The 1,221-nt window shown below is 56.3% G+C and carries 1 protein-coding gene; it reads right to left on the bottom strand.

Annotated features, from left to right (window positions below; all coding sequences use genetic code 11):
- Positions 1 to 369 precede the first annotated feature (369 nt).
- Positions 370 to 1,080 (bottom strand): LuxR C-terminal-related transcriptional regulator, encoded by a 711-nt coding sequence (locus tag Q0482_RS02250; protein ID WP_299142808.1) that lies wholly within the window; start codon positions 1,078 to 1,080, stop codon positions 370 to 372.
- Between the last annotated feature and the right edge of the window lie 141 nt (positions 1,081 to 1,221).

Genomic DNA, 1,221 nt, shown 5'->3' with positions numbered 1-1,221 from the left:
TGGCTAATCACCGGAATGTTATTCATAACGTATGAAACCAAGGGTAAGTGTAGAGTAGACTTCCCCCACCGGGTGGAAGTACCGCCGCAGGCGGGGATAGGGGTGCATTTCCACGGGCTGTGCACATTCTGCAGAGAATGTGCAAGTCAGTCGAAGTTGGCCCATAGCCTGCCCATAAGGGCCTTCCTTTTAGTCGACTGACCGTTAGGCCCGGTTGTTCGGTTTTCGCCGCCGCAGGCGGCATTATAAACTAATCGCCCGCAGGGCGATACCACAACCCTCAGGCCGCAGGCCTGTCAAACCTAAGAACCCTCCGGCCAAAGGCCGGTCAAACTTAAGAACCCTCACGCCCCAAAGGGCCGTCAACCCTCAACCCACAGGCTGCCCGGCGAATGCCTGGGCCAGAAGCTCTGCTCTGGTAGACACGCGGTACTTTGTCATGAGCTGGCCCACGTGGTAGCGCACGGTGCGGGGCGAGATGTCCAGAGCTTTTCCGATTTCACGGTAGGTCTTTCCTTCGGACAGGAGCTGGAGCACCAGTTTCTGCCGGGGAGAAAGGCCGGTGGTTCCCTGAAATTTCTTTTCCGCTGCCAGCTGGTGCACGTACTCGTAGTTTGCCCGGCCGGCGGTCCTGGGGAAGCGGGCTTCTTTCTGCATGAGGGTCCAGGGGTTGGAGGTGTGGATGTGAGCTGCTTTCAGCATATCTCCTTCCGCTACGAAGACCATGGTGCAGCGCTGCTTCTCTGCAATGAGGAGGCCGCTTTTGGGGTCCGTGGAGAGGGGCACTTCGCAGACCACGATGTACACATCCTCTGTGACGGCAAAGGCCGTAAATTTTCCTTTCCCCACGCGAATCAGGGGCACTTCCTTCATGTCCCGCTGGTGGCTGAAGGCGGTGAGGGCATCCTTTTTGGACAGATAGATTTCGCCGGGAGCGGCGCCGATCCAGCTGAAATTTTCATCTGCCAGAAATGACGCAAAGTCCCGGGGATGGATTTTCTTTTCGTAGAAATCGTGAAACCGCTCCCGCGCCAGCTTTACTGCCTTCGCTTTGAGCCGCTCTGCCCTCTTCGTGTCCATGAAGCCACCTTCCTTAGAATTTTTTCTTGATTGTATTATAACATAGGGACCGCCTGGCGGCCCCGGGTTCAGAGGGGTCAATGTAGAGAAGGTTCTTAGGTTGTGCGCCAGTTCGGCGTGTATAGTATAGTCTGGTGAAAG

It is taken from the genome of uncultured Dialister sp., from assembly GCF_937959425.1.
In the GTDB taxonomy this organism is placed as follows: domain Bacteria; phylum Bacillota; class Negativicutes; order Veillonellales; family Dialisteraceae; genus Dialister.
The sequence above is the reverse complement of the archived record's forward strand: the minus strand, read 5'-3'. Positions and strand labels throughout refer to the sequence as shown.

What these genes read in the sequence shown, in the direction of transcription:
- Q0482_RS02250 (WP_299142808.1), bottom strand. Translation starts at nt 1,080, where the DNA reads ATGGACACGAAGAGGGCAGAGCGGCTCAAAGCGAAGGCAGTAAAGCTG.